The organism is Nocardioides perillae, from assembly GCF_013409425.1.
GTDB classification, from domain to species: Bacteria; Actinomycetota; Actinomycetes; order Propionibacteriales; family Nocardioidaceae; genus Nocardioides; species Nocardioides perillae.
The window spans coordinates 2,538,217-2,565,055 of record NZ_JACCAC010000001.1 but is presented as its reverse complement, the minus strand read 5'-3'; the positions used below and the strand labels follow the sequence as shown (position 1 = coordinate 2,565,055).

At 76.4% G+C, this 26,839-nt stretch carries 24 protein-coding genes and 1 riboswitch; of the genes, 23 read left to right on the top strand and 1 reads right to left on the bottom strand.

Going from position 1 to position 26,839, the window contains the following annotated elements; genetic code table 11:
• Positions 1–59 precede the first annotated feature (59 nt).
• The 22 genes from pyrR to rpe all read left to right on the top strand — a co-directional run bounded on the left by pyrR (position 60) and on the right by rpe (position 24,340).
• Entirely contained in the window at positions 60–689 is a 630-nt protein-coding gene (gene pyrR / locus BJ989_RS11945; RefSeq protein WP_179518397.1) for a bifunctional pyr operon transcriptional regulator/uracil phosphoribosyltransferase PyrR, read from the top strand.
• Positions 686–1,621, top strand: coding sequence for an aspartate carbamoyltransferase catalytic subunit (locus tag BJ989_RS11940; protein ID WP_179518396.1), 936 nt, complete (start codon positions 686–688; stop codon positions 1,619–1,621). The genes pyrR and BJ989_RS11940 overlap by 4 nt, the downstream gene beginning before the upstream one ends.
• Entirely contained in the window at positions 1,618–2,970 is a 1,353-nt protein-coding gene (locus BJ989_RS11935; protein ID WP_179518395.1) for a dihydroorotase, read from the top strand. Before BJ989_RS11940 ends, BJ989_RS11935 begins: the two co-directional genes overlap by 4 nt.
• Positions 2,967–4,121, top strand: coding sequence for a glutamine-hydrolyzing carbamoyl-phosphate synthase small subunit (gene carA / locus BJ989_RS11930; protein WP_179518394.1), 1,155 nt, complete (start codon positions 2,967–2,969; stop codon positions 4,119–4,121). Before BJ989_RS11935 ends, carA begins: the two co-directional genes overlap by 4 nt.
• A complete protein-coding gene (gene carB, locus BJ989_RS11925; protein ID WP_179518393.1) occupies positions 4,121–7,462 on the top strand; it encodes a carbamoyl-phosphate synthase large subunit in 3,342 nt (1,113 codons plus the stop codon). Before carA ends, carB begins: the two co-directional genes overlap by 1 nt.
• Positions 7,459–8,532 (top strand): quinone-dependent dihydroorotate dehydrogenase, encoded by a 1,074-nt coding sequence (locus BJ989_RS11920; protein ID WP_179518392.1) that lies wholly within the window; start codon positions 7,459–7,461, stop codon positions 8,530–8,532. Before carB ends, BJ989_RS11920 begins: the two co-directional genes overlap by 4 nt.
• 4 nt (positions 8,533–8,536) lie before the next feature.
• Positions 8,537–9,463: an iron-sulfur cluster-binding protein gene (locus BJ989_RS18790; protein WP_179518391.1), complete on the top strand. Its 927-nt coding sequence runs from the start codon at positions 8,537–8,539 to the stop codon at positions 9,461–9,463.
• Positions 9,460–10,308, top strand: a complete 849-nt coding sequence (locus tag BJ989_RS11910; protein WP_179518390.1) for a beta/alpha barrel domain-containing protein — start codon at positions 9,460–9,462, stop codon at positions 10,306–10,308. The genes BJ989_RS18790 and BJ989_RS11910 overlap by 4 nt, the downstream gene beginning before the upstream one ends.
• A complete protein-coding gene (gene pyrF / locus BJ989_RS11905) occupies positions 10,305–11,150 on the top strand; it encodes an orotidine-5'-phosphate decarboxylase (RefSeq protein ID WP_179518389.1) in 846 nt (281 codons plus the stop codon). The genes BJ989_RS11910 and pyrF overlap by 4 nt, the downstream gene beginning before the upstream one ends.
• Entirely contained in the window at positions 11,147–11,611 is a 465-nt protein-coding gene (locus BJ989_RS11900; RefSeq protein ID WP_179518388.1) for a hypothetical protein, read from the top strand. The genes pyrF and BJ989_RS11900 overlap by 4 nt, the downstream gene beginning before the upstream one ends.
• A 170-nt stretch (positions 11,612–11,781) precedes the next feature.
• Positions 11,782–12,102 carry an integration host factor, actinobacterial type gene (gene mihF, locus BJ989_RS11895; RefSeq protein WP_179518387.1) on the top strand — a complete coding sequence of 107 codons (321 nt, stop codon included), beginning with the start codon at positions 11,782–11,784 and terminating at the stop codon, positions 12,100–12,102.
• Complete coding sequence (gene gmk, locus BJ989_RS11890; RefSeq protein WP_179518386.1) at positions 12,095–12,781, top strand: guanylate kinase; 687 nt, start codon at positions 12,095–12,097, stop codon at positions 12,779–12,781. Before mihF ends, gmk begins: the two co-directional genes overlap by 8 nt.
• Before the next feature lie 11 nt (positions 12,782–12,792).
• On the top strand, positions 12,793–13,128 hold the full coding sequence (gene rpoZ, locus BJ989_RS11885) for a DNA-directed RNA polymerase subunit omega (RefSeq protein ID WP_179518385.1): 336 nt from the start codon (positions 12,793–12,795) through the stop codon (positions 13,126–13,128).
• 10 nt (positions 13,129–13,138) lie between these two features.
• Complete coding sequence (gene coaBC, locus BJ989_RS11880) at positions 13,139–14,461, top strand: bifunctional phosphopantothenoylcysteine decarboxylase/phosphopantothenate--cysteine ligase CoaBC (RefSeq protein ID WP_179518384.1); 1,323 nt, start codon at positions 13,139–13,141, stop codon at positions 14,459–14,461.
• Between the two features lie 131 nt (positions 14,462–14,592).
• Complete coding sequence (gene metK / locus BJ989_RS11875; RefSeq protein ID WP_179518383.1) at positions 14,593–15,789, top strand: methionine adenosyltransferase; 1,197 nt, start codon at positions 14,593–14,595, stop codon at positions 15,787–15,789.
• Positions 15,790–15,827: 38 nt separating this feature from the next.
• A complete protein-coding gene (locus BJ989_RS11870) occupies positions 15,828–17,978 on the top strand; it encodes a primosomal protein N' (protein ID WP_343049308.1) in 2,151 nt (716 codons plus the stop codon).
• A 90-nt stretch (positions 17,979–18,068) separates the two neighbouring features.
• On the top strand, positions 18,069–18,614 hold the full coding sequence (gene def / locus BJ989_RS11865) for a peptide deformylase (RefSeq protein ID WP_179518382.1): 546 nt from the start codon (positions 18,069–18,071) through the stop codon (positions 18,612–18,614).
• Between the two features lie 3 nt (positions 18,615–18,617).
• Entirely contained in the window at positions 18,618–19,547 is a 930-nt protein-coding gene (locus BJ989_RS11860; protein ID WP_179518381.1) for a formyltransferase family protein, read from the top strand.
• The gene (locus BJ989_RS11855; protein ID WP_179518380.1) at positions 19,540–20,952 is read left to right on the top strand and encodes a transcription antitermination factor NusB; all 1,413 of its coding nucleotides are present in this window, start codon (positions 19,540–19,542) and stop codon (positions 20,950–20,952) included. Before BJ989_RS11860 ends, BJ989_RS11855 begins: the two co-directional genes overlap by 8 nt.
• Positions 20,953–20,992: 40 nt before the next feature.
• The gene (gene ligD / locus BJ989_RS11850) at positions 20,993–21,991 is read left to right on the top strand and encodes a non-homologous end-joining DNA ligase (protein WP_179518379.1); all 999 of its coding nucleotides are present in this window, start codon (positions 20,993–20,995) and stop codon (positions 21,989–21,991) included.
• 29 nt (positions 21,992–22,020) lie between these two features.
• Positions 22,021–23,628, top strand: a complete 1,608-nt coding sequence (locus BJ989_RS11845; protein ID WP_179518378.1) for a RecQ family ATP-dependent DNA helicase — start codon at positions 22,021–22,023, stop codon at positions 23,626–23,628.
• Between the two features lie 46 nt (positions 23,629–23,674).
• Positions 23,675–24,340: a ribulose-phosphate 3-epimerase gene (rpe, locus tag BJ989_RS11840; RefSeq protein ID WP_179518377.1), complete on the top strand. Its 666-nt coding sequence runs from the start codon at positions 23,675–23,677 to the stop codon at positions 24,338–24,340.
• Here rpe and BJ989_RS11835 read toward each other — a convergent pair.
• Entirely contained in the window at positions 24,337–25,035 is a 699-nt protein-coding gene (locus BJ989_RS11835) for a hypothetical protein (protein ID WP_179518376.1), read from the bottom strand. The genes rpe and BJ989_RS11835 overlap by 4 nt on opposite strands.
• A gap of 517 nt (positions 25,036–25,552) precedes the next feature.
• Positions 25,553–25,682, top strand: a riboswitch (FMN riboswitch).
• A gap of 100 nt (positions 25,683–25,782) precedes the next feature.
• On the opposite strand from BJ989_RS11835, the gene ribD reads away from it, so the two are divergent.
• A complete protein-coding gene (ribD, locus tag BJ989_RS11830; protein WP_179518375.1) occupies positions 25,783–26,838 on the top strand; it encodes a bifunctional diaminohydroxyphosphoribosylaminopyrimidine deaminase/5-amino-6-(5-phosphoribosylamino)uracil reductase RibD in 1,056 nt (351 codons plus the stop codon).
• The last annotated feature ends 1 nt before the right edge of the window (position 26,839 follow it).

The window sequence follows — 26,839 nt, the reverse complement described above, 5'->3', positions numbered from 1 at the left end:
GCGATCGACATCCTTTAACGAGCCGTCCTGTGAGGCGGAGAAGGAGGTCCGGCACGCGCATGCCTGCCACCCCACCCGGTGCCGCGAGCGACCCGCTCGACGCCGCCATCGACGCCGCCATCGACGCCGCGTCGGCCCCCGAGTCGGCCGACGGCCGCACGGTCCTCGACGCCCGTGACGTCTCCCGGGCACTGACCCGCATCTCCCACGAGATCCTCGAGCGCAACAAGGGCGCCGCGGACCTGGTGCTGCTGGGCCTGCAGACCCGCGGCGTGCCGCTGGCGCAGCGCATCGCCGAGAAGATCGCGGCGGTCGAGGGCCACCCCGTCGCGACCGGGTCGCTCGACGTCACGATGTACCGCGACGACCTGCGCTCCCACCCGACCCGCGGTCCGCAGCGCACCGCGATCCCGGCGTCCGGCATCGACGGCAAGGTGGTCGTGCTGGTCGACGACGTCCTCTTCTCCGGCCGCACGGTGCGCGCCGCCCTCGACGCGGTCTCCGACCTGGGCCGGCCGGCCGCGGTCCGGCTCGCCGTGCTCGTCGACCGCGGACACCGCGAGCTGCCGATCCGCGCCGACCACGTCGGCAAGAACCTCCCGAGCGCGCGCTCGGAGCGGGTCGGGGTGCGACTCGCGGAGACCGACGGGGTCGACGAGGTCCGCATCAGCGGAGGTGGCCCCGCGTGAACCGTCACCTGCTCTCGGTCGACGACCTCACCGCCGACGACGTCGCCGTGCTCTTCGAGACCGCTGCGGAGATGCACGACGTGCAGTCCCGCGAGGTCAAGAAGCTGCCCGCCCTTCGCGGTCGCACCGTGGTCAACCTGTTCTTCGAGGACTCCACCCGCACGCGCTCCAGCTTCGAGATCGCCGGCAAGTGGCTCTCGGCGGACGTCGTCAACGTCTCGGCCAAGGGGTCCTCGGCCAGCAAGGGCGAGAGCCTGCGCGACACCGTGCTCACCGTCTGCGCCATGGGCGTCGACGGCCTGGTGGTCCGCCACGGCGCCAGCGGCGCCGCGCACCAGGTCAGCGGCTGGGTCGACGCGGTCGTCGTCAACGCCGGTGACGGCACCCACGAGCACCCCACCCAGGCCCTGCTCGACGCCTACACGCTCCAGCGCCGCCTCGGCTCGCTGGCAGGCCGCCACGTCGTCATCGTCGGCGACCTCACCCACAGCCGGGTCTTCCGCAGCAACGTCAAGTGCCTCGCCCTGCTCGGCGCCGAGGTCACCGTCGTCGCGCCGCCCACGCTGATGCCCAGCGGCGTCGAGGCCTGGTCGCGCGACGCCGGCTTCGCCACGTCCTACGACCTCGACGAGGTGCTGCCGAAGGCCGACGCCGTCATGATGCTGCGCGTCCAGCGCGAGCGGATGAGCGGCGGCTTCTTCCCCAGCGCGCGGGAGTACACCGTGGGCTACGGCCTGACGCGTGAGCGCCTCGGGCTGCTCAGGCCCGGCGCGCCCATCTGCCACCCCGGCCCGATGAACCGCGGCCTGGAGATCGCCGCCGACGCCGCCGACGCCGCCCAGTCCGTGGTGCTCGACCAGGTCTCGGCCGGCGTCGCGCTGCGGATGTCCGTGCTCTACCACCTGCTCGCCGGAGAGGGGGGCGCCGCGTGAGCGCGACCCAGGAGACCCGCACCCCCACCGCGACCCTCGTGCGCGGCGCCCGCCTGCTCGGCGAGGACCCCGTCGACCTCCTGCTGGCCGACGGCCGCGTCGCCGAGGTCGCCCCCGCCGGCACGGCGTCCGCCGGCGCCGGCGCGCGGGTGGTCGAGGCCGACGGCCTCGTCGCCCTGCCCGGCCTGGTCGACCTGCACACCCACCTGCGCGAGCCCGGTCGCGAGGACGCCGAGACCGTGCTCACCGGGTCCCGCGCCGCCGCCGTCGGCGGCTACACCGCGGTGCTCGCGATGGCCAACACCAGCCCCGTCACCGACACCGCCGAGGCCGCCGAGCGCGTCCACGACCTCGGCCGCGCCGCCGGCCTGGTCGACGTGCACCCGGTCGGCGCGGTCACCAAGGGCCTGGCCGGCGAGGAGCTCGCCGAGCTCGGCCTGATGGCCCGCAGCCGCGCCCGCGTCCGCGTCTTCTCCGACGACGGCCGCTGCGTGTCCGACGCCCGGGTGATGCGGCGCGCGCTGGAGTACGTCAAGGCGTTCGGCGGCGTGGTCAGCCAGCACAGCCAGGACCCCGACCTCGCCGGGCCGACCGCCTGCTGCCACGAGGGCGAGGTGTCGGGCCGCCTCGGCTTGCCCGGCTGGCCCGGCGTGGCCGAGGAGGTCATCGTCGCGCGCGACGTGGTGCTGGCCCGCCACACCCGCAGCCGCGTCCACGTCGCCCACGTCTCCACGGCCGGCTCGGTCGAGGTGCTGCGCTGGGCCAAGGCGCAGGCCGCCCGCGACGGCGGCTGGTCGGTCACCGCGGAGGTCACCCCGCACCACCTGCTGCTCACCACCGACCTGCTCGCCACTGAGGGCGGCGGTTACGACCCGACCTACAAGGTCAACCCGCCGCTGCGACCCGACGAGGACGTCGCCGCGCTGCGCGAGGCACTGGCCGACGGCACCGTCGACGCGGTCGCCACCGACCACGCACCCCACGCGCGCCACGACAAGCAGCACGCCTTCGTCGACGCCGCCTTCGGCATGCTCGGGCTCGAGACCGCGCTGCCGGTCGTGTCGACCGTGATGGTGCGCAGCGGCGCCATGACCTGGCGCGACGTCGCGCGGGTCATGTCGAGCGCCCCCGCCCGCATCGCCGGGCTCGAGGGGCAGGGCCGCGACCTCGCCGCGGGCGAGCCGGCCAACCTGGTGCTCGTCGACCCCGACGCCACGACCACCGTCGACCGCGACGCCTCGGTGTCGCTGTCGCGCAACAACCCCTGGCACGGCCGTGAGCTGACCGGCGCCGTGCACGCCACCTTCCTGCGTGGCGTCCCGACGGTCCTGGAGGGAGAGCTCGCATGAGGACGCCCGCACTGCTGGTGCTCGAGGACGGCCGGGTCTTCCGCGGCGAGTCCTTCGGCGCGACCGGCGAGACCTTCGGCGAGGCGGTGTTCTCCACCGGCATGACCGGCTACCAGGAGACCCTGACCGACCCGTCCTACCACCGCCAGGTCGTGGTGATGACGGCGCCGCACGTCGGCAACACCGGCGTCAACGACGAGGACCCCGAGTCGCGCCGCATCTGGGTCGCCGGCTACGTCGTGCGCGACCCCGCCCGCATCCCGAGCAACTGGCGCTCCGCGCGCAGCCTCGACGACGAGCTGCGCGAGCAGGGCGTCGTCGGCATCAGCGGCGTGGACACCCGCGCGCTGACCCGCCACCTGCGCGAGCGCGGCGCGATGCGCGTCGGCATCTCCACCACCGAGACCGAGGCCACCGCGCTGCTCGCCCGCGTGCGGCAGGCCGGCGAGATGGCCGGCACCGAGCTGGCCGACGAGGTCACGACCACCGAGGCGTACGTCGTGCCCGCGGTCGGCGAGCGGCGGTTCACCGTCGCCGCGGTCGACCTCGGCATCAAGGCGAACACGCCGCGGATGATGGCCGAGCGCGGCATCGAGGTGCACGTGCTGCCCGCGACCGCCACCGTCGAGGACGTCCTGGCGGTGGGCGACGACGGCCCCGACGGGCTGTTCTTCTCCAACGGCCCCGGCGACCCGGCCGCCACCACCCACCAGGTCGCGCTGCTGCAGCAGGCGCTCGAGCGCCAGGTGCCCTACTTCGGCATCTGCTTCGGCAACCAGCTCTTCGGTCGCGCGCTCGGCTTCGGCACCTACAAGCTGAAGTACGGCCACCGCGGCATCAACCAGCCGGTGATCGACCGCACGACCGGCAAGGTCGAGGTCACCGCCCACAACCACGGCTTCGCGGTCGACGCGCCCCTCGACGGCCCGACGACCACGCCCTACGGCCAGGCCCACGTCAGCCACGTCTGCCTCAACGACGACGTGGTCGAGGGCCTCGAGCTGCGCGACCCCGAGGAGTCCGGGGGCGCCCTGCGCAGCTTCTCCGTGCAGTACCACCCGGAGGCCGCCGCCGGCCCGCATGACGCGGCGTACCTCTTCGACCGCTTCTGCGAGCTGATGGCGGCTCGGAGCCAGGAAGGGAGCGCCTGATGCCCAAGCGCGACGACATCCGCAGCGTCCTGGTGATCGGCTCCGGGCCGATCGTCATCGGCCAGGCCGCCGAGTTCGACTACTCCGGCACCCAGGCCTGCCGCGTGCTCAAGGCCGAGGGCCTGCGCGTCATCCTGGTCAACTCCAACCCCGCGACGATCATGACCGACCCGGAGGTGGCCGACGCGACGTACGTCGAGCCGATCACGCCGGAGTTCGTCGAGAAGGTCATCGCCCACGAGCGCCCCGACGCGCTGCTGGCGACGCTCGGCGGCCAGACGGCCCTCAACTGCGCGGTGGCGCTCGACGCCGCCGGCACGCTGGAGCGGTACGGCGTCGAGCTGATCGGTGCCTCGATCGCGGCCATCGACCGCGGCGAGAACCGCCAGCAGTTCAAGAAGATCGTCGACGACCTCGGCGGCGAGTCCGCCCGGAGCGTCATCTGCCACTCGATGGCCGACTGCCTGGCCGGCGCCGCCGAGCTCGGCTACCCGCTCGTCGTGCGCCCCTCCTTCACGATGGGCGGTGCGGGCTCGGGCCTGGCCTACGACGAGGACGACCTGCACCGCATCGCCGGCGCCGGGCTCGCCGCCAGCCCCACCACCGAGGTGCTCCTCGAGGAGTCGATCATCGGCTGGAAGGAGTACGAGCTCGAGGTCATGCGCGACACCGCGGACAACGTGGTGATCATCTGCTCGATCGAGAACCTCGACCCGATGGGCGTGCACACCGGCGACTCGATCACGGTCGCCCCGGCGATGACGCTCACCGACCGCGAGTACCAGAAGATGCGCGACCTCGCGATCGGCATCATCCGCGAGGTGGGCGTCGACACCGGCGGCTGCAACATCCAGTACGCCGTGAACCCGGCCGACGGGCGCCTCATCGTCATCGAGATGAACCCGCGCGTCTCGCGCTCGAGCGCCCTGGCCTCGAAGGCGACCGGCTACCCGATCGCGAAGATCGCGGCGAAGGTGGCCATCGGCTACACGCTCGACGAGATCCCCAACGACATCACGGTGCGCGAGGACGGCTCGGGCACCACCGCCGCCTTCGAGCCCACCTTGGACTACGTCGTGGTGAAGGTGCCGCGCTTCGCCTTCGAGAAGTTCCCGGGCGCCGACCCGACGCTGACCACCCACATGAAGTCGGTGGGCGAGGCGATGGCGATCGGCCGCAGCTTCCCCGAGGCGCTGCAGAAGGCGCTGCGCTCGCTCGAGGCGCCGCACGCCGTCTTCGACTGGGCGCGCGAGTGGGTGGAGCTCGACAAGGACGCGCTGCTCGCCCAGGTGCGCACGCCCCACGACGGTCGGCTCAAGAAGGTCATGGACGCCCTGCGCGCGGGCGCGAGCGCCCAGGAGGTCCACGACGCCACCGGCATCGACCCGTGGTTCGTCGACCAGCTCTGCCTGCTCAACGAGGTCGCCGCCGAGGTGACCGCCGCCCCCGAGCTGACGCCCGAGCTGCTGCGCCGCGCCAAGCGGCACGGCTTCTCCGACCACCAGGTCGGCCGCATCCGCGGGATGAGCGCCGAGACGGTGCGCGGGGTGCGCCACGCGCTCGGCATCCGCCCGGTCTACAAGACCGTCGACACCTGCGCGGCGGAGTTCGCCGCCCGCACGCCCTACCACTACTCCTCCTACGACGAGGAGAGCGAGGTGGCGCCGCGCGAGCGGGCGGCGGTGATCATCCTCGGGTCGGGGCCCAACCGCATCGGCCAGGGCATCGAGTTCGACTACTCCTGCGTCCACGCCTCCCTGGCGCTGGCCGAGGCCGGCTACGAGACGGTCATGGTCAACTGCAACCCCGAGACGGTCTCGACCGACTACGACACCTCCTCCCGGCTCTACTTCGAGCCGCTCACGCTCGAGGACGTGCTCGAGGTGGTCCACGCCGAGCAGCAGGCCGGGCCGGTCGCCGGCGTGGTCTGCCAGCTCGGCGGCCAGACGCCGCTCGGCCTCGCGCGCGGCCTCGAGGCCGCCGGCGTGCCGATCGTCGGCACCTCGCCCGCCGCGATCGACCTGGCCGAGGAGCGCGGCGCCTTCGGCCGCGTCCTCGCCGCGGCCGGCCTCAACGCCCCGCAGCACGGCACGGCCACCTCGTGGGCCGAGGCCGAGCAGATCGCCCACGCCATCGGCTACCCCGTGCTCGTGCGGCCCTCCTACGTGCTCGGCGGGCGGGGCATGGAGATCGTCTACGACGACGCCGCGCTCGAGGCCTACCTCGAGAAGTACGTCGCCGCCGGCCTCATCAGCCCGGCGGCCCCCGTGCTGGTCGACCGGTTCCTCGACGACGCGGTCGAGATCGACGTCGACGCGCTCTTCGACGGCGAGGAGCTCTTCCTCGGCGGCGTCATGGAGCACATCGAGGAGGCCGGCATCCACTCCGGCGACTCCTCCTGCGCGCTGCCGCCGATCACGCTCGGAGCGCGGGAGGTCGGCCGCATCCGCGAGGCCACCGAGGCCATCGCCCGCGGCGTCGGGGTGCGCGGCCTGCTCAACATCCAGTTCGCGATCAGCGCCGACATCCTCTACGTGCTCGAGGCCAACCCGCGGGCCAGCCGCACGGTCCCCTTCGTCTCGAAGGCCACCGCGGTGCCGCTGGCCAAGGCGGCCGCGCGGCTGATGCTCGGCGAGAGCATCGCCGACCTGCGCCGGCTGGGGCTCCTGCCCGAGACCGGGGACGGCGGCACCCTGCCCTCCGACGCCCCGATCGCGGTCAAGGAGGCGGTCATGCCGTTCAACCGCTTCCGCGCGCCCGACGGCCAGCAGGTCGACACCGTGCTGGGCCCGGAGATGAAGTCGACCGGCGAGGTGATGGGCTTCGACGCCGACTTCGGCTCCGCCTTCGCCAAGGCCCAGGCGGCCGCGTTCGGCCCGCTGCCGACCGAGGGCAAGGTCTTCGTCAGCGTCTCCAACCGCGACAAGCGCTCGGTGGTCTTCCCGGTCAAGGTGCTCGCCGACCACGGCTTCGAGATCCTCGCCACCCAGGGCACCGCCGAGGTGCTGCGGCGCAACGGCGTGGCCTGCACCGTCGTGCGCAAGCACCACGAGGGCACCGGCACCGGCGACGACCGCACCACGGTGCAGCTGATCCTCGACGGCGAGGTGCAGCTGATCGTCAACACGCCGTACGGCGGGTCCGACGCCGCGGGCAGCGGCGAGCGCGGGCAGGTCCGCCTCGACGGCTACGAGATCCGCACCGCGGCGGTGCGCGCCAACGTCCCCTGCATCACCACCGTGCAGGGCCTCGGCGCGGCGGTCCAGGGGATCGAGGCGATGCGGCGCGGCACCATCGGCATCCGCAGCCTGCAGGACTGGGCAGCGGTCGTGCGCCCGTGAGCCTCTACCACCGCCTCTTCGACACCGTCCTCGTCCGCACCGACCCCGAGCAGGCCCACCACGCGGCCTTCCGGGCGATCCGGGCGGGCCGCCCGGTGGCCGCACGCGCCGTAACGCACCTGGCGCGGGCCGGCGACCCGGTGCCGGTGGAGGCGATGGGGCTGCGCTTCCCCAGCGCGCTGGGCCTCGCGGCGGGCTTCGACAAGGACGCCGTCGGGGTCGACGCGCTGGCCGCGCTCGGCTTCGGACACGTCGAGGTGGGCACCGTCACCGGCGAGCCGCAGCCGGGCAACCCGCGCCCGCGGCTCTTCCGCCTCCCCGACGACCGGGCCGTCGTCAACCGGATGGGCTTCAACAACGAGGGCGCCGAGGTGGTGGCGCGGCGCCTCGCCGCGCGCGCGGGCCACCGGCCTCCGCCGCCGACCGACGGTCGACGCCCGGTCCTGGGGGTCAACGTCGGCAAGACCAAGGTCGTGCCCGACGACGAGGCGGTCGCCGACTACCAGAAGTCGACGGGGCTGCTGGCACCGTGGGCCGACTACCTCGTCGTCAACGTGAGCTCGCCCAACACCCCCGGCCTTCGCGACCTGCAGGCCGTGGAGCGGCTCGAGCCCCTGCTGAGCGCCGTGCGGCGCCGCGCCGACGAGGTCACCGCCCACCGGGCGGCGCGGGTGCCGCTGCTGGTCAAGATCGCGCCGGACCTCTCCGACGACGACGTGCGCGCCGTCGGCGACCTCGCGGTGGCGCTCGGGCTCGACGGGGTGGTCGCCACGAACACCACGACCACCCGCGACGGGCTGACGAGCCCCGCTGCCCGCGTCGAGGCCGCGGGTGCGGGTGGGCTCTCCGGGGCGCCGCTGCGCGCACGGGCGCTCGAGGTCCTCCGCCTGCTGCGCGCGCAGGTCGGCGACGACCTCGCCCTGGTGTCGGTCGGCGGCATCACCACCGTGGCGGACGCCCAGGAGCGCCTCGACGCGGGCGCCGCGCTGGTGCAGGGCTGGACCGCCTTCGTCTACGAGGGGCCGCTGTGGCCCGCCCGGGTCGCGGCCGGGCTGCGCCCGGGGGGCTGAGTCCGTGACGTCCGCAGCCGTGCCCGGCAGCCGGGCGCCGGGGCCGTCGGTGGCCCCGGTGCACGTCGAGGCCGAGCTGCTCGCGACGCGCCGCCTCGGCGCCTACCGCCTGCTCACCTTCGCGGCGGCCGGCGTGGCCGAGCGGTTCCGCCCCGGCGCGGTCGTCGCCCTGTCCCTGGGACCGGAGCGGCTGGCCCGCCGCTCCTTCTGGGTGCACCGGGTGCGCCCCGTCGGCGGCCACGGCGCGAGCGTCGACGTCGTGCTCGCGCCGGGTGCCCCGGGCAGCGGGTCGGCGTGGCTGGCGGCGCAGCCGGTCGGCACCCGGCTGCCGCTGACGGGCCCGCTGGGGCGGCCCTTCGCGCTGCCGCGCGAGCCGGTCGACTGCCTGCTGGTCGGGGTCGAGGCGTCCGCGGCCGTGCTGTTCCCGCTCGCGGAGCGGCTGCGCGAGCGCGGTTGCGGCGTCCACCTGCTCCTGGGCGCCCGCGACGAGGCGCACCTGCTGAGCGCGCTCGAGGCGCGTCGCACGGCGCGCTCGGTCACCGTCGTCACCGCCGACGGCTCGGTGGGACGCCGCGGCGACGTCGGCGGTGCCCTGCCGGAACGCGTCGCCCGGCTCGACCCCGACGTGCTCTACGCCGCGGGGCCGCTGCCGACCCTGCACGCGGTCGCCGCGGCGGCCGAGGCCCACGGCGCGTGGTCGCAGACGGCCGTCGAGGTGCCCTCGCCGTGCGCCACCGGGCTGTGCCACGGCTGTCCGCTCCCGGTCGTGGGCGAGGACGGCGCCCCGCGCGAGGTGCGCGCCTGCACCGAGGGCCCGGTGGTCCGCGGCGACCGGGTGCGCTGGGCCGACCTGACCGGCGACCCGTGGGCCGGCCCGGCGGCCGACCCGGCGCCAGTCCGGGCAGCCGGCCCGGCGGGGGAGCGGCCGTGAGCGCCGGCGAGGTGCGCCTGGGGGCGCTGCGGCTGCCCGGCCCGGTCGTGGTGGCGGCCGGCTGCGGCGGCACCGGGCGCGAGCTCGCCGGCTTCGTCGACCTGTCCCGCCTGGGCGCCTTCACCACCCGCTCCGTCACCCGCGACCCCCGCCCCGGCCCGCCCGGCCCCCGCCTGGTCGAGGCGCCCTCCGGGCTCCTGCACGCCACCGGCCTCGCCAACCCCGGGCTGCAGCACTTCCTCGCCGTCGAGCTGCCGTGGCTGGTCGCCGCCGGTGCCCGCGTCGTGGTGTCGGTTAGCGGGGCCGACCTGGGGGAGTACGCCGAGCTGGGGCGCCGCCTCGCCCACGCGCCCGGCGTGGCGGCCGTCGAGGTGGCCGCCACCTCCCCGGAGGAGCCCCCGGGCCTGCTGAGCGCCCGCGAGCCCTTCCACGCCGCGAGCGTGGTCGGCGCGGTGCGCCGCGACCTGCCGGTCGACCTGCCCGTCGTGGCCAAGCTGCGGGCCGACGTGCCCCGGGTGGCCGAGGCGGCCCGCGCGGTCGTCGACGCCGGCGCGGCCGCGGTGGTGGTCGGCGGCGCGCTGCCTGCCGCCCTGCCCGACGGCCGTCCCGCGGGCCTGGGCGGGCCGGCCGCCCTGCCGGTGACCCGGCGCTGCCTGGCCGAGCTGCGCGAGCGCGTCGACCTCGGTGGGGTCGCCGTCCTGGCGGGTGCGGGCGCGACGACCGCGGCGGACGTCCGCGGGCTGCTGGCCGCGGGCGCCGACGCCGTGCAGGTCGGCACCGCTCTGCTGCACGACCCCACGGCGGCCGCCCGGCTCGTCGACGACCTGGAGGAGACCCCCGCATGACCGCACCCGAGCCCTTCGGCGCCCGCCTCGCCGCCGCCGTCGGCACCCGCGGGCCCTTCTGCGCCGGCATCGACCCGCACGCGGGCCTGCTGGAGGCCTGGGGCCTGGCCGACGACGTGGCCGGCCTGGAGCGGTTCGCACTGGGTGCGGCCGAGGCGCTGGCCCCGGAGTGCGCCGTGGTCAAGCCGCAGTCGGCCTTCTTCGAGCGGTTCGGCAGCCGCGGCGTCGCCGTGCTCGAGCGGGTCGTGTCCACCTGCCGCGAGGCGGGCGCGCTGGTCCTGCTCGACGTCAAGCGCGGCGACATCGGCTCGACCTCGCAGGCCTACGCCGACGCCTACCTCGACCCGGCCTCGCCGCTGGCCTGCGACGCGCTCACCGTGAGCCCCTACCTCGGGCTCGGCTCGCTCGAGCCCTTCGTCGCGACCGCGGCCCGCCACGGCGCGGGCGTCTTCGTGCTCGCGCTCACCTCCAACCCCGAGGGGCCCGAGGTCCAGCACGCCCGCACCACCGCCGGGGCCCACGCGGGCGGCACGGTGGCGGGCGCGGTGCTCGCCCACCTCCGGGCGCTCAACGCCGGTGCCCGGCCCCTCGGGTCGCACGGTGCCGTCGTGGGCGCCACGATCGACGCCACGCAGGAGGACCTCGACGTGCACGGCCCGCTGCTCGCCCCGGGCTTCGGCGCCCAGGGCGGCACCGTCGACGACCTGCGCCGGGTCTTCGGGCCGGCCGTCCGCCACGTGCTGCCCACCTCCTCCCGCGAGGTGCTGGGCCACGGCCCGGACCCCGCCGCGCTGCGCGAGGCGTGCCGGCGCGCCAACGACGCCCTGGCCGTGCTGCGGTGAGCGGTCCCCGGGCCGGGCTGGTCGCCTCGTCGCTCGCGGTGGTGCTCGCGGGCGCCCTGGCCGGGTGCTCCGAGGACCGGGTCGAGGCCTACTGCGAGGTGGTCGCCGAGGAGCAGTCGGCGTTGGTCGAGGCGGCCGAGGACGCCGAGGGCGGCGGCACCGGCACGCTGCTGGCCGCCTACGACTCCCTCGAGCGGATGGCCGACGCCGCCCCCGGCGACGTCGCCGCCGACTGGGACGAGGTCGTGCTCCGGGTGGGTGCGCTGCGCGACGCGCTCGCCGACGCGGGCGTCGACCCCGCGACGTACGACCCCGAGGAGCCGCCCGAGGGGCTCGGCGCCGACGAGCGGGAGGCGGTGACCGCGGCCGCCGTCGACCTGGTGGAGCCCACGACGCTGCGCGCGGTGCAGCGCGTCGAGCAGCAGGTGCTCGACGTGTGCGGTGCCCCGCTCGGCCTCTAGCCCCCGCGATTGCGGGGGGCGTGACCGGCTGACTAGATTGACCACGCCCGTCGGGGTGAGCGGGGCCGTCCCGTCCGCGCCCCCGCCCGGCGAGCGCCCCCGTCCTCCCCGGTCCGACCGGTCGACCGGGGAGCCCGCACCGCCGCCCGACCGAAGCCAGAGGAAACGCCGTGGCCCTGCCCCCGCTCACGCCCGAACAACGCGCGGCTGCGCTGCAGAAGGCAGCGGCCTCGCGCCGGGAGCGCGCCGAGGTGAAGAACCGGCTCAAGAACTCCGGCGCCTCGATCGTCGACGTGCTGCGCGAGGGGCAGACCAACGAGGTCGTCGGCAAGATGAAGGTCGTCGACCTGCTGCAGGCCCTCCCCGGGCTGGGCAAGGTCCGCGCCCGCCAGACCATGGAGCGCCTCGGCATCGCCGAGAGCCGCCGGGTCCGCGGCCTGGGCGCCAAGCAGGTCGCCGCGCTCGAGCAGGAGTTCGGCGGGCGTGACTGACGCCGGCCCGACCGGCGGTCCGGCCACCGGCGCGGCCGCCGGCCCCACCGGTGCTGCTCCGTCGCGGCTCGTCGTGCTGGCAGGTCCGACCGCGGTCGGCAAGGGCACGGTCGCCGCGCAGGTGCGCGCCGAGCACCCCGAGGTGTGGATCTCGGTCTCCGCCACCACGCGGGCGCCCCGCCCCGGCGAGGTCGACGGGGTGCACTACTGGTTCGTCGACGACGCCGAGTTCGACCGGATGGTGCGCGAGCGCGAGCTGCTCGAGTGGGCGGTGGTCCACGGCGCCGCGCGCTACGGCACCCCCCGCGGGCCCGTCCAGGACGCGCTGGCCGCCGGCCGCCCCGCGCTGCTCGAGATCGACCTGCAGGGCGCGCGGCAGGTCAAGGCCTCGATGCCCGAGGCGCTGTTCGTCTTCCTCAAGCCCCCGTCGTGGGAGGAGCTCGTGCGTCGCCTCGTCGGGCGCGGCACCGAGTCCGAGGCCGAGCGGGAGCGGCGGCTGGCCACCGCCCGCACCGAGCTGGCGGCCGAGGAGGAGTTCGACGTCACGGTGGTCAACCGCGAAGTTCACGCCGCGGTCGAGGAGTTGGTAGCCTTGATGACGCCTTCCGGGCCGCCTCCGCTCCGTGACCCGCTCCGTGGTCGTCCCGAGCACCGGCCCGACGCACCACCCACCGACTGAGAGGCTCCCGCGTGTCTGCCCCGAACACCGCCGCTGAGGGCGTGACCAACCCGCCGATCGACGACCTGCTCACCAAGACCGACAGCAAGTACAAGCTGGTCCTCTACAGCGCCAAGCGCGCCCGGCAGATCAACGCCTACTACTCCCAGCTCGGCGAGGGCCTGCTGGAGTACGTCGGCCCGCTGGTCGACACGCACGTGCAGGAGAAGCCCCTCTCGATCGCGCTGCGCGAGATCAACGAGGACCTGTTGACCTGCGAGGACGTCGACCCGGCCGAGCTGGCCGCCGAGGAGGCCGCGGCCCAGGCCGCCGCGTCCGACACCGGCTCGGACTTCCCGAGCGAGTGACGCACCCCGCGTGACGCACGACCCGCACGCCGACCAGGCCGCGCCTGCCCCGACCGGGGCGGCGCGGCCTGCTCGCGTCGTGCTCGGGGTGGGCGGCGGCATCGCGGCCTACAAGTCCTGCGAGCTGCTGCGCCGCTTCACCGAGTCGGGCCACGACGTGACGGTCGTGCCCACCGCGAGCGCGCTCGAGTTCGTCGGCGCACCGACGTGGGCGGCGCTCTCGGGCAAGCCCGTCGCCAGCGACGTGTGGACCTCCGTGCACGAGGTGCCCCACGTGCGCATCGGGCAGCAGGCCGACCTGGTGCTCGTCGCCCCGGCCACGGCCGACCTGCTCGCCAAGGCCGCCCACGGCCTCGCGGACGACCTGCTGACCAACACCCTGCTCACCGCGCGCTGCCCGGTGCTGCTCGTGCCCGCGATGCACACCGAGATGTGGGAGCACCCCGCCACCGCCGCCAACGTCGAGCTGCTGCGCTCGCGCGGCACCGTCGTGCTCGAGCCCGCCGAGGGCCGGCTGACGGGCTCCGACACCGGCAAGGGCCGCCTGCCCGAGCCCGCCGACGTGTTCGAGGTCGCGACCGGCCTGCTCGCGCGCGCCGGGGCCGGCACGGGTGCGCGCCGCGGCGAGGACGTGCGCGACCTGCGAGGACGCCGGGTCGTCGTCAGTGCCGGCGGCACCCGCGAGCCGCTGGACCCCGTGCGCTTCCTCGGCAACCGGTCCTCCGGACTGCAGGGCTACGCCCTGGCCCGCGCCGCCGCGGTGCGCGGCGCCGAGGTGGTGCTGGTCGCCGCCAACACCGAGCTGGCCGACCCCGCCGGGGTGCGCGTCGTGCGGGTCGCCACGACCGGCGAGCTGCGCGCAGCGGTCCTCGACGCCGCCCGTGGGGGCGGGGGCGCCGACGCGGTCGTCATGGCCGCGGCCCCCGCCGACTTCCGGCCCGCCTCGCAGGTGGCGACCAAGATCAAGAAGGCCGACGACGGCAGCGCCCCCAGCCTCGCGCTCGTGCAGAACCCCGACGTCCTGGCCGAGGTGGCCGCCGACCGTCCGGCCCCCGGCACGGTCGTCGTCGGCTTCGCCGCGGAGACCGGTGATGCGGCGGGCTCCGTGCTCGACCACGCGCGCGCCAAGCTCGCCCGCAAGGGCTGCGACCTCCTCGTGGTCAACGACGTCTCGGGCGGCGCCGTCTTCGGCGAGCCCGACAACGAGGCCGTGCTGCTCGGGGCCGACGGCTCCACCACCGCGGTGGCGCGCGGCAGCAAGGCGCTGCTCGCCCACGCCGTGTGGGACCGCGTCCGCGCGCACTGGGACGCCGCCGCGCCCACCGGCGCCTGAGCGTCGCGGCCGGGCCCGCGGCCACCGCGATGCGGGGTCGCGCGGGCGGCGCCGCTAGGGTCGCGGCACCAAGCACGTGCTCGGCCGGGGCGGTCGGGCACCCCGTCGCAGGACCCCGAAGGAGACCCCGCGTGACCGGACGTCTGTTCACCTCCGAGTCGGTGACCGAGGGTCACCCCGACAAGATCGCCGACCAGATCAGCGACTCGGTGCTCGACGCGATGCTCGCCCAGGACCCCCACAGCCGCGTCGCGGTCGAGACCCTGCTGACCACCGGGCTGGTCGTCGTGGCCGGCGAGGTGACCACCACCGGCTACGTCGACATCAAGCAGGTCGTGCGCGACCGGATCCTGTCGATCGGCTACGACCACAGCGAGAAGGGCTTCGACGGCGAGAGCTGCGGCGTCATGGTGGCGATCGGCGGCCAGTCCGGCGACATCGCCCAGGGCGTCGACACCGGCTACGAGTCGCGCCTGGAGTCCTCCGTCGACGCGATGGACAAGCAGGGCGCGGGCGACCAGGGCCTGATGTTCGGCTACGCCTGCGACGACACCCCCGAGTTGATGCCGCTGCCGATCAAGATCGCGCAGACGCTCTCGGAGCGGCTCTCGGCCGTCCGCAAGGACGGCACGCTGGCCTACCTCCGCCCCGACGGCAAGACCCAGGTCACCATCGAGTACGACGACGACAACCGCCCGGTGCGCATCGACACCGTCGTGCTGTCGACGCAGCACGCCGACGACGTCGACCTCGCCGACACCCTGGTGCCCGACATCCGCGAGCACGTCGTCGAGCCCGTGCTCGCCGCCTTCGACATCCCCTCCGACGACCACCGCCTCCTGGTCAACCCCACCGGCCGCTTCGTGGTCGGTGGCCCGATGGGCGACGCGGGGCTGACCGGGCGCAAGATCATCGTCGACACCTACGGCGGCATGGCCCGCCACGGCGGCGGCGCGTTCTCCGGCAAGGACCCCTCGAAGGTCGACCGCTCCGCGGCCTACGCGATGCGCTGGGTGGCCAAGAACGTCGTGGCCGCCGGTCTCGCGCGCCGCTGCGAGGCGCAGGTCGCCTACGCGATCGGCAAGGCGCAGCCCGTCGGCGTCTTCGTCGAGACCTTCGGCACCGGCACCGTGCCCGACGCCGAGATCCAGCGCGCCGTGCTCGAGGTCTTCGACCTGCGCCCCGCCGCCATCATCGAGGACCTCGACCTGCTGCGCCCGATCTACGCCCAGACGGCGGCCTACGGCCACTTCGGACGCGAGCTGCCCGACTTCACCTGGGAGCGCACCGACCGGGCGGAGGCGCTGAAGGCGGCCGTCGCCCGCTGACCCCGGCACCGTCGGCGCCCGCTGCCAGACTGCGCGCCGTGACCGATCCCGTCCAGCGCCCCGGCCCGGCCCGCGCGCCGGCCCCGGAGCCCGAGCCCGGGGAGCAGCAGCTGCCGCTCCCCGGGCTCGTGCGCGCTCGCGCGCGGGCCGGCCGGGCCGCCGCAGCGGGCCGCTCGCGGGCCCGGGCCGTCGAGGCGCAGCCGGCGGAGGTCGACCCGGTGGCCCGGGTGCTCGTCGACGTCCCGCTCGCCCACCTCGACCGGCCCTTCGACTACGCCGTGCCCGCCGCGATGGCCGACGCGGCCGTGCCGGGGGCCCGGGTCAAGGTGCGCTTCGCCGGGCAGGAGGTCGCGGGCTACGTGCTGGAGCGGGCGGCCGCCAGCCAGCACGCCGGCCGGCTCGCCCCGCTGCGGCGCGTCGTCAGCCCCGAGCCGGTGCTGGCCCCCGAGGTCGCCGAGCTCACCGCCACCGTGGCCCGTCGCTGCGCCGGCACCCGCGCCGACGTGCTGCGGCTCGCGGTCCCGCCGCGCCACGCCACCGCCGAGCGCGAGCCCTCCACCGCAGCGCCCGCCGCGCCCCGACCCGCCGGTGACGCGCCCGGCGCGGCCGGCTGGGCGGCCTACGCGCAGGGCGCCGGCCTGCTGACGGCGCTGGCCGCCGGCGCCTCCCCGCGGGCGGTGTGGACCGCGGCGCCGGGGGAGGACTGGCCGGCGCTGCTGGCCGCCGCCGCCGCGGCGGCACTCTCCGCCGGCCGCGGGAGCGTGCTGTGCGTGCCCGACGGCAAGGACGTCGACCGGCTCGACGCGGCGCTGGGCGCCGCGCTGGGCGAGGGGCACCACGTCGCGCTGCGCGCCGACGCGGGTCCGGCCCGGCGCTACCGCGACTACCTCGCCGTGCGCCGCGGCGCCCGCCGCGTCGTGGTGGGCACGCGCGCCGCCGCGTTCGCGCCCGTGCACGACCTCGGCCTGGTGGTGGTGTGGGACGACGGCGACGACCTCCACGCCGAGCCGCGCGCGCCCTACCCCCACACCCGCGAGACGCTCCTGCTGCGGGCCGCGCAGCAGGGCACGGCCGTGGTGGTCGGCGGCTTCGCGCGCACCGTCGAGGCGCAGTACCTCCTGCGCACCGGCTGGGCCCGCGAGGTCACCGCCCCCCGCGAGGAGGTGCGCCGCCGGGTCACCGTCACCGTCGCCGGCGCGAGCGAGCACGACCTCGTGCGCGACCCCTTCGCGCGCACGGCCCGGGTGCCGCGCCAGGCCCACGACCTCGTGCGCCGGGGCCTCGCGCACGGCCCGGTGCTGGTGCAGACGCCTCGGGCCGGCTACGCCGGCAGCCTCGCCTGCGAGCGGTGCCGCACCCCCGCTCGCTGCGAGGCCTGCACCGGCCCGCTGCGGCTCACCGGCTCGACGCGCCCGCCTGCCTGCCGCTGGTGCGGCCGGGCGCACCCGGCCTGGCGCTGCGGCACCTGCGGCCACCGAGGTCTGCGCGCGCCGGTCGTCGGGGAGGCGCGCACCGCCGAGGAGCTGGGCCGCACCTTCGCGCCCGTGCCCGTGCGCTCCTCCGGAGGCGACCACGTGCTCGCCCGGGTGCCCGAGACCCCGGCGGTGGTCGTGGCCACGCCGGGCGCCGAGCCGGTCGCCGACGGCGGTTACGCCGCAGTCCTGCTCCTCGACGGCTGGCTGGCGCTGGCCCGCCCCGACCTGCGCACGGCCGAGGAGGCGCTGCGCCGGTGGACGGCGGCCGTGGGGCTCGTGCGCCCCGGCGGGGAGGCGCTGCTGGTCGCCGACCCCGCGCTGCCCGTCGTGCAGGCGCTGGTGCGGTGGGACGCGGGCGGCTTCGCCGAGCGCGAGACCGCCGAGCGCCGCGAGGCCCACCTGCCCCCGGCCAGCCGGATCGCCACGGTCACGGGGCGGGCGGCGGCGGTCGAGGAGGTGGCCGCGCTGCTGCGCCTGCCGGCGGGCGCCGAGGCCCTCGGGCCGGTGCCGGTCGACCTCGCGGGGCCCGGGCCGGGCACGCCGCCGGCGGGCACGCCCGCCGTGTCGGTCGGCGACCGCGAGGTGCGGCTGGTGCTGCGCGTGCCGCGCGCGCAGGGCGCGGCGCTGTCCGACGCCCTCGGCGAGGTGCAGCGGCTGCGCTCGGCGCGCAAGCTCGAGGCCGTCCGGGTGCAGGTCGACCCGCCGTCGCTGTGACCCGGCGGCGATCGGGCGCGGAGGGGGAGCGGAGGGGGAGCGGAGGGGGAGCGTGACGGGCGAGCGCCCCCGCGCTCCTAGACTCGCCCCATGGCCATCCAGCCGATCCGCCTCTTCGGCGACCCTGTCCTGCGCCGCCCGGCGGTCGAGGTGACCGACTTCGACAAGGAGCTGCGCACCCTCGTCGCCGACCTCACCGACACCATGCTGGAGGCGCCCGGCGCCGGGTTGGCGGCCCCCCAGATCGGGGTCGGGCTGCGGGTCTTCACCTGGCACGTCGGCGGCGAGCTAGGCCACCTCGTCAACCCGCGCCTCGAGCTCTCGACCGAGGTCCAGGACGGGCCCGAGGGCTGCCTGTCGCTGCCCGACCTCACCTACGACTGCCGGCGCGCACTGTCGGTCGTCGCCCACGGCTTCGACGTGCACGGCGAGCCCGTGCGCATCGAGGGCTCCGACCTGCTCGCGCGCGCGATCCAGCACGAGACCGACCACCTCGACGGGGTGCTCTTCATCGACCGGCTCGACACCGAGGCGCGACGCGCGGCCATGCGCGAGATCCGCGAGTCCGAGTGGTTCGGGCTCGAGAAGCCGGTGGTCAAGGTCTCCCCCCACGCCACTCGCGGCCTGGGGCTCTGAGGCGTGCGGCTCGTCCTGGCCGGCACGCCCGAGGTGGCGCTGCCGTCGCTCGAGGCCCTCGTCGCCTCGCGTCACGAGCTGGTCGGGGTCGTCACGCGCCCCGACGCGCCCGCCGGCCGCGGCCGGCGGCTCGTCGCGAGCCCCGTCGCCGCGCGTGCGGAGGAGCTCGGCCTGCCCGTCCTCAAGCCCGACCACCCGCGCGACCCCGACTTCCAGGCGCGGCTGCGCGACCTCGCGCCCGACTGCTGCCCGACGGTCGCCTACGGGGCGCTGCTGCCCACCTCGGCCCTCGAGATCCCGCCGCACGGGTGGGTCAACCTGCACTTCTCGGTCCTGCCGGCGTGGCGCGGCGCCGCGCCGGTCCAGCACGCGCTGCGGGCGGGCGACGAGGTCACGGGTGCGACCACCTTCCGGATCGTGCGCGAGCTCGACGCGGGCCCGGTCTTCGGCGTGATGACCGAGCGGGTGCGGCCCCGCGACACCGCGGGCGACCTGCTCGGCCGCCTCGCGGAGGGCGGGGCCGGCCTGCTGGTGCAGACCCTCGACGGGATCGAGGACGGCACGCTGGAGGCCCGCGAGCAGCCCAGCGACGGCACGAGCCTGGCGCCGAAGGTCACCGTCGAGGACGCCCGCGTCGACTGGCGGTCCCCGGCGGTGGCCGTCGACCGGCTGGTCCGGTCCTGCACGCCGGCCCCCGGCGCGTGGACCACCTGGCAGGGGGAGCGCTTCAAGCTCGGCCCGGTCGAGCCCGACCCCGACCACGAGCGGCTGCCGCCGGGCCGCCTCGCGGTGACCAAGTCGACGGTGCACGTCGGCACCGGCACGGTCCCCGTGCGCCTCGGCCGGGTCAAGGCGTTCGGCAAGAAGGAGCTCGCGGCCGCCGACTGGGCGCGCGGCGTCGCGCTGCCGGCCCAGGCGGCGCTCGGTGGCTGACCCCCGCGCCCGTGGCGGGGGCCGCCCCGGTGGCCGGCCGCCGCGGCGGGCGACGGTCGACCCCGCCCGGCTCGCGGCGTACGACGTGCTCCGCGCCGTCCGCGTCGAGGACGCCTACGCCAACCTCGTGCTGCCCCGGGTGCTGCGCCAGCACGGGCTGACCGGGCGCGACGCCGCCTTCACCACCGAGCTGGTGTCGGGTGCGGTGCGGCGGCAGGGCACCTACGACCTCGTCGTCGACGCCTGCCTCGCCAAGCCGCGGCTCGAGGCCAAGGTGCGCGACGTGCTCCGGCTCGGCGTGCACCAGCTGTTCGCCATGCGGGTGCCGACGCACGCCGCGATCAGCACGAGCGTCGACCTCACCCGTGCCCGCGTCGGCGTGGGGCCGGCCGGGCTGGTCAACGCCGTCCTGCGCCGCGTGGCCGAGACCGACCACGCCGGGTGGGTGCGTCGGCTCGCGCCCGACCCCGGCACCGACCCCGACGGCTTCTCGGCGGTGGCCCACGCGCACCCGCGGTGGGTCGTGGCCGCGCTGCGGGAGGCGCTGGCGGCCGGTGGGCGCGGTGACGAGCTCGAGGCGCTCCTCGACGCCGACAACGCCCCGCCGCGCGTCGTCCTGGTCGCCCGGCCGGGCCACGCGGGCGTCGACGAGCTCCTCGCCGCCGGGGGAGAGCGGGGCCGCTGGTCGCCGCACGCCGTCGAGCTCGCCGGGGGCGAGCCGTCGGCCGTGTCGGCCGTCGCCGAGGGCCGCGCCGGGGTGCAGGACGAGGGCAGCCAGTTGGTGGCCCTCGCCCTCGCCGCCGCGGACACCGCCGGCGGCGACGAGCGCTGGCTCGACCTCTGTGCGGGCCCGGGCGGCAAGGCCGCACTGCTGGCGGCCCTGGCGCCCGCGGCCGGTGCCCGGCTGCTGGCCTCGGAGCGGCAGCCGCACCGCGCCGCGCTGGTCGCCCACGGCACCCGCGCGGTGCGCGACGGCCTGGTCGGCGTGGTTGCTGCCGACGGCACCGCGCCGGCGTGGCGGCCCGGCGCCTTCGACCGGGTGCTGGTCGACGCCCCCTGCTCGGGCCTCGGCGCGCTGCGGCGCCGACCCGAGTCCCGGTGGCGGCGCACGGCCGACGACCTCGACGCGCTGGTCCCGCTCCAGCGGACGCTCCTCGGCTCCGCGCTCGACGCCACCCGCCCCGGCGGGGTGGTGCTCTACGCCACCTGCTCGCCGGTGCTCGCGGAGACGGCCGGGGTGGTCTCGGACGTGCTGGCCGCGCGCGACGACGTACGCCTGGAGGACGCCGCGCCGCTCCTGCCGCAGCTGGCGGACGCCGCCGGACCGCTCGCCGGCACGCTGCAGCTGTGGCCCCACCGCCACGGCACCGACGCGATGTTCCTCGCCCTGCTGCGCCGGGGCTGACGCCCACCCCGGGCCGCCGTGGTGACCGTAGGGTCGGGCCATGGCGTCCAAGAGCCCGTCGGTCGAGGTCGAGGTGGACGACCGGGTCGTGCGGGTCAGCAACCCCGACCGGGTCTACTTCCCCGAGACCGGGGCGACGAAGCTCGATCTCGTCGAGTACTACCTCGCCGTGGGCGACGGCATCGTCAACGCGCTGCGGGAGCGGCCGTGCATGCTGCACCGCTTCCCGAAGGGCCTCGCCGGCGACAAGGTCCACCAGAAGCGGCTGCCCGCCGGTGCACCGCCCTGGGTCGAGACCGTCGAGCTGTTCTTCCCCCGCTGGTCGCGCACCGCCGACGAGCTGTGCGTCACCGAGGTCGCCCAGGTGGTCTGGGCCGTGCAGATGTCGACCGTCGAGTTCCACCCCTGGAACAGCCGGCGAGCGGACACCGAGAAGCCCGACGAGTGGCGCATCGACCTCGACCCCGGCCCCGACTGCGACTACGCGCGGGTCCGGCGGGTGGCCCACGTGGTGCGCGAAGTGCTCGACGAGCTGGGCGCGGTCGGCTTCCCGAAGACCAGCGGCAGCAAGGGGATCCACGTCTACGTGCGGGTGCCTGCCCGCCACGGGTTCAAGGACGTCCGCCGCGCCGCCCTGGCCTTCGCCCGCGAGGTGGAGCGCCGCGCCCCCGACGACGTCGACCTCACCTGGTGGCGCAAGGACCGCGACCCCAGCGCGGTGTTCGTCGACTACAACCAGAACGCGCGCGACCACACCATCGCCGCGGCGTACTCCGTGCGCGGCCTGCCCGACGCGCGCGTGTCGACGCCGATCCGGTGGGACGAGGTCGACGACGCCGATCCGCGCGACTTCACGATCGCCACGGTCCCGGCGCGCTACGCCGAGCTCGGCGACCTCCACGCCGACATCGACGACCACCCCTTCGACCTCGCGCCGCTGCTCGCGTGGGCCGAGCGGGACGAGCGGGACGACCCCCGCGACCCGGGCGACCCCGACGCGCCCGCGGGTGAGGAAGGTCCCCCCGGGCCCGGCGCGTGAGGCGGAGGCGGCAGGGGAACCTGCGCGCCATGACCACCCTCGACGTGCGCGCCGCGGCCCGCACCCACTTCGGCCACGACGCGCTGCTCGAGGGCCAGCTCGAGGCGGTCACCGGCCTCCTGGAGGGCCACGACGTGCTCCTGGTGGCACCCACCGGGGCGGGCAAGTCGCTGGTCTACCAGCTCGCCGGCCGGCTCCTCGACGGCCTGACCGTCGTCGTCTCGCCGCTGCTCGCGCTGCAGCAGGACCAGGTGGAGGCCATCGAGGCGGCGCCCACGGCGGCCGGTGCGGCCCGGTTGAGCTCGGCCGAGTCGGCGACCCAGCGCCGAGACGCGCTGGAGCGGGCGGCAGCAGGGGAGGTCGGCTACCTCTTCTGCTCCCCGGAGATGCTGGCCGACCCCGACCTGCGTGCCGAGCTGGCGCGCCTCGAGCCCGCGCTGGTCGCCGTCGACGAGGCCCACTGCGTCTCGGCGTGGGGTCACGACTTCCGCCCCGACTACTTCCGCCTGGGACCCCACGTCGCCGACCTCGGCCGGCCCCGGGTCGTCGCCATGACGGCGACCGCCGCAGCGCCCGTGCGCGAGGACCTCGTCACCCAGCTGCGGCTGCACGAGCCGCTCACCGTGGTCACCGGCTTCGCCCGACCCGAGCTCACCTTGCAGGTCGAGCGGTGCCACGACGCCGCGGGCCAGCACCGCCGCACCGTCGAGCTGGCGGCGCAGTCCGCCGAGCGCGGCACCGGCATCGTCTACTGCCGCACCCGCCCGGCCGCCGAGGAGCTCGCCGACGAGCTCGGCGAGCAGCTCGCCGAGAGCGGGCGGCGGGTCGCGGCCTACCACGGCGGGCTGGGGCGGCGGCGCCGTGAGGAGGTGCAGCAGGCCTTCATGGCCGGCGACCTCGACGTGGTGGTGGCGACCTCGGCCTTCGGCATGGGCATCGACAAGCCCGACGTCCGCTGGGTGCTGCACGCGCAGGCGCCGGAGTCGCCCGACACCTACTACCAGGAGGCGGGCCGGGCCGGCCGTGACGGCGAGCCCGCCACGGCCACGCTGCTCTACCGGCCCGAGGACCTCTCCCTGGGCCGCTTCTTCTCCGCGGGCGTGCCCAGCAAGGCCGACGTCCGCCGGGTGGTCGACGCGGTGCGCGAGGTCGGCTCCGAGCCGTCCGCGGTGGTCGAGCAGGTGCCGTTCGGGCGGCGCAAGGCCGGCCGCATCCTCAACCTGCTCGACCTCGCCCGGGTCGACGGCGCGGCCGAGGGCGGGGTCGACGCGCTCGTCGCGGGCGCGGTCGAGGTCGCCGAGGCCCACCAGCGCCTCGACCGCTCACGCGTCGAGATGGTCCGGGCCTACGCCGAGACCGACCGGTGCCGCGCCGACTTCCTGCTGTCCTACTTCGGCGAGCGCCTCGACGCGCCCTGCGGGCAGTGCGACACCTGCGTGGCCGGCACCGCGGCGGACCGCGTCGACGAGCGGCGGCTCGCCTTCGTGCCGCAGCAGCGCGTGCGCCACGAGGAGTTCGGCGAGGGCACCGTCACCGACGCCGAGGAGGACACCGTGACCGTCCTCTTCGAGGACGTCGGCTACCGCACCCTGGCCGTGGCCGTCGTGCAGGAGCACGGCCTGCTCGAGCCGGCCTAGGACCGGCCGCGACGGTCGGGCGGGGCGCCGCCTACGATCGTCGCCCGTGGGCATCCAGATCACGCCGAGCATCCTCAACGCCGACTTCGCCGCCCTGGGCGCGGAGGTCGGGCGCATCCCCGGCGCCGACTGGGTGCACGTCGACGTGATGGACAACCACTTCGTCCCGAACCTCACCTTCGGCCCCACCATGGTCGAGGCCCTCGCGCGCGGCACCACGACCCCGCTCGACGCGCACCTGATGATCGCCGACCCCGACCGCCACGCACCGGCGTACGCCGAGGCGGGCGCCGGGTCGGTCACCTTCCACGTCGAGGCGGCAGCGGCCCCGGTGCGCCTGGCGCGCGAGATCCGTGCGGCGGGGGCGCGGGCGAGCATGGCGCTGCGTCCGGCGACGCCCGTCGAGCCCTACGAGGACCTGCTGCCCGAGCTCGACATGCTGCTGGTGATGACGGTCGAGCCGGGCTTCGGGGGCCAGGCCTTCCTCGACCTGTGCCTGCCGAAGATCCGTCGCGCGCGTGCGCTGCTGGACAAGCACGGCGTCGAGACCTGGCTGCAGGTCGACGGCGGTGTCTCGCTCGAGACGGTCGAGCGGTGCGCGGAGGCGGGGGCGGACGTCTTCGTCGCCGGCTCCGCCGTCTTCGGTGCCGACGACCCCGACGCCGTGGTGGCCCAGCTGCGGGCGGCGGCCGAGGCGGCCTCCGGGCGCTAGGCGACGTCCGGGTCGGCGTCCGGGTCGGCGCCCGGGTCGGCGCCCGGGTCGGCGCCCGGGCCAGCGGTCGGGTCGGCGGTCGCGCCGGCCCTTTCCGCGGTCCTCGGCAGGGGCCGCTGGGGGAGCAGCGCGACGAGCACCCGGACCGCCTGCGCGACCGGCACCGGCCGCACCCGACGCGTGCACAGCAGGCGCAGTCCCTCGACGAGGGCGAGTCGCAGCACGTCGTGGTCGGCCAGCGGCTCGTCGCGCGCCCAGCCGTCGAGACGGTCCCACGGCGTCGGAGCGACCCGCACCGGGCTGAGCCGGTGGGCGTGGGCGAGCGTCACCAGGTCGTGGCGCCGGACCACCGCGGCGACGTCGTCGTCGCCCAGGGCCACCGCCTGCACGCCGAGCCACGCCTGCCGGCGCTCTCGCGAGCCGGGCAGGGCGTCGTGGGGGAGCAGCCCGACGTGGTCGCCGACGGCCACGACCCGCTCCGCCTCCATCTCGAGGCGGTCGGCCAGGACGGCTGCCACGACGTGCCGCAGCCGCCTCTGGGTGCCGAGGTGGTGCAGCAGCGTGCTGGGCGCGACCTGGACCCCCGCCGCGAGGGCACGCACGGACGGGCCGCGCACACCGTGCTGCGAGACGAGGCCCACGAAGACCTCGGTGACGAGGCGGGCACGGTAGTCGGCGTCGAGGAGGTGGGGCACCGGGCCAGCGCACCACCTCGGCGAGGTCGGCGCGGGCGTGCTCCACAGCTGCGGCCCGGTCCGGCTTCCTCCACAGGCGCCGCGCCCGCCACCGGCCCGCCCCGACCGCCACCGGCCCGCCGGGTCGCACCGCGGAGCGCGAGCACCCGGTCATCGGGTGAAGACTCCGGCGCATGCTCGAACGTTCGTGCAAGACGTGGTCGGACGTTCGACTCCCGGCGGGCCTGCTCGAACGTCCGAGCACGGTGTGCACGAACGTTCGAGCACGTCCCAGACTCTTCCCCGGGGAGGCCGGGAGGGCCGGGGAGGCCGGGGAGGCCGGGCAGGCCGGGCAGGCCGGGGACGGCCGGGGGGAGGCCGGGGAGGCCGGCGAAGTCGGGCTGCCGGGAAGGCGGGGAGGCGCGCCGCCGAGACCAGCCCCGCCACCGCCAGCGCACCGCAGCCCCGCCACCGTGCGCGACGTCACGCCGGTCCCCGGCGCGCGCTGTGGCAGACTCGAGCCCGACGAGTCCACGACTCGCGTGCTCTGGGGTCGGTGCAATTCCGAGCCGGCGGTGACAGTCCGCGACCCGGCCACAGCCAGTGGCCGGTTGACCAGGTGCAACTCCTGGACCGACGGTGACAGTCCGGATGGGAAGCGCACGCAGCCGGCCCGGACCCGCGCCCGCCCACCGGCGGGTGCGTGCCGAGCCCGCCGACCGCCTCCCGCACGCCGCCCCCGGGCCGCGACCGGCCGGGAGAGGCGAGATGGCCACCAGCGCAGCCGAGCGAGCCGCCGTGCAGCGCGCCCTCGCGCTCGCGGCCAGCGACGGCGTGCCGCTCGGTCCGAACCCCCGCGTGGGCTGCGTGCTGCTCGACGCCGCGGGCCGCACCGTCGGCGAGGGGTTCCACCGCGGCGCGGGCACCGCCCACGCGGAGGTCGACGCGCTGCGCCGAGCGGGCGAGGCGGCGCGCGGGGCCACCGCGGTCGTCACCCTGGAGCCGTGCGACCACACCGGGCGCACGGGGCCGTGCACGCAGGCCCTCCTGGCCGCCGGCGTACGCCGGGTGGTCGTCGCCCAGCGCGACCCGAACCCCGTCGCCGCCGGCGGCGCCGACACACTGCGCGCCGCGGGTGTCGAGGTCGAGCTGCTCGACGGCGAGCTCGCCGCGCAGGCCCGGGCGCTCAACGCCGCGTGGACCTTCGCCGTCGAGCGCGGACGGCCCCTGGTGACCTGGAAGGTCGCCACCACCCTCGACGGTCGCAGCGCCGCCGCCGACGGCACCAGCCGCTGGATCAGCGGCGCCGCCAGCCGGCGCGACGTCCACCGGATGCGCGGCCTCGCCGACGCCGTCGTCGTCGGCACGGGCACCGTGCTCGCCGACGACCCGCAGCTCACCGTCCGCGACGCCGACGACCGGCCGACGGCCGTGCAGCCGCTGCGCGTCGTGGTCGGGCTGCGCGACCTGCCGGCCACGGCGCGGGTGCTCGACGACGCGGCCGAGACCGTCCACCTGCGCACCCGCGACCCCCACGAGGTGCTCGCCGCGCTGCGTGCCCGCGACCGCCAGCACGTCTTCCTCGAGGGCGGGGCGCACCTCGCCGCCGCCTTCGTGCGCGCGGGCCTCGTCGACGAGCTCGTCGTCTACACCGCCCCGGTCCTGCTCGGCGCCGGGACCCCGGCCGTCGCGGACCTCGGCATCACCACCATCGGCGCGGCCCTGCGGCCGCGCGTCACCGACGTCACCGTCCTGGAGGGCGGCGACGTGCGCACCACCGCAGCGCTGGAGCCCACCGGGGCGGCGCAGGAGAGGGAGGCCTGAG

Excerpts from the sequence above, each read along its gene's own strand:
- pyrR (WP_179518397.1), top strand. The coding sequence starts at position 60 with ATGCCTGCCACCCCACCCGGTGCCGCGAGCGACCCGCTCGACGCCGCC.
- carB (WP_179518393.1), top strand. The coding sequence starts at position 4,121 with ATGCCCAAGCGCGACGACATCCGCAGCGTCCTGGTGATCGGCTCCGGG.
- def (WP_179518382.1), top strand. The coding sequence starts at position 18,069 with ATGGCCATCCAGCCGATCCGCCTCTTCGGCGACCCTGTCCTGCGCCGC.
- carA (WP_179518394.1), top strand. The coding sequence starts at position 2,967 with ATGAGGACGCCCGCACTGCTGGTGCTCGAGGACGGCCGGGTCTTCCGC.
- pyrF (WP_179518389.1), top strand. The coding sequence starts at position 10,305 with ATGACCGCACCCGAGCCCTTCGGCGCCCGCCTCGCCGCCGCCGTCGGC.
- BJ989_RS11845 (WP_179518378.1), top strand. The coding sequence starts at position 22,021 with ATGACCACCCTCGACGTGCGCGCCGCGGCCCGCACCCACTTCGGCCAC.
- ribD (WP_179518375.1), top strand. The coding sequence starts at position 25,783 with ATGGCCACCAGCGCAGCCGAGCGAGCCGCCGTGCAGCGCGCCCTCGCG.
- ligD (WP_179518379.1), top strand. The coding sequence starts at position 20,993 with ATGGCGTCCAAGAGCCCGTCGGTCGAGGTCGAGGTGGACGACCGGGTC.